1 protein-coding gene is annotated in these 346 nt (G+C 52.9%); it reads right to left on the bottom strand.

Annotated features, from left to right (window positions below):
• Nucleotides 1-34: 34 nt before the first annotated feature.
• On the bottom strand, nucleotides 35-346 hold a 312-nt coding region (arsR, locus tag VZP09_RS24460), incomplete at its 5' end, for an As(III)-sensing metalloregulatory transcriptional repressor ArsR (protein WP_328795517.1).

The following is a 346-nucleotide window of genomic DNA, read 5'->3' as shown; positions in this document are numbered from 1 at the left end:
CATTCGAAAAAACATATATGTTCAGGCAAATTTTTTAGATACAAACAGCCTTACCGCTGCCAGAGCAGTTTGCTGATGCCAGCTTACGGGCGATGGCCTGTACGTCGTCCTGTTGGCTTAACCAGGCCTGCTCAATCACCAGGGCAGCCCAGGAAGGAATATGCGGGGATAAGCGATAATGAACCCATTTCCCCTGCTTGCGATCCAGCAACAGGCCACTTTCCCGAAGCATGGCCAGATGGCGGGAGGTCTTGGGTTGTGATTGTTCCAGCGCTGTGCAGAGATCGCAAACGCACAGCTCCCCCATCTCCCTGAGCAGTAGTACGATACCCAGGCGTGTTTCATC

Origin of the sequence: Klebsiella sp. EMBS2024 (assembly GCF_036233805.1) — a bacterium.
GTDB classification, from domain to species: domain Bacteria; phylum Pseudomonadota; class Gammaproteobacteria; order Enterobacterales; family Enterobacteriaceae; genus Klebsiella; species Klebsiella pneumoniae.
This window is presented reverse-complemented; position numbering and strand designations above follow the sequence as displayed.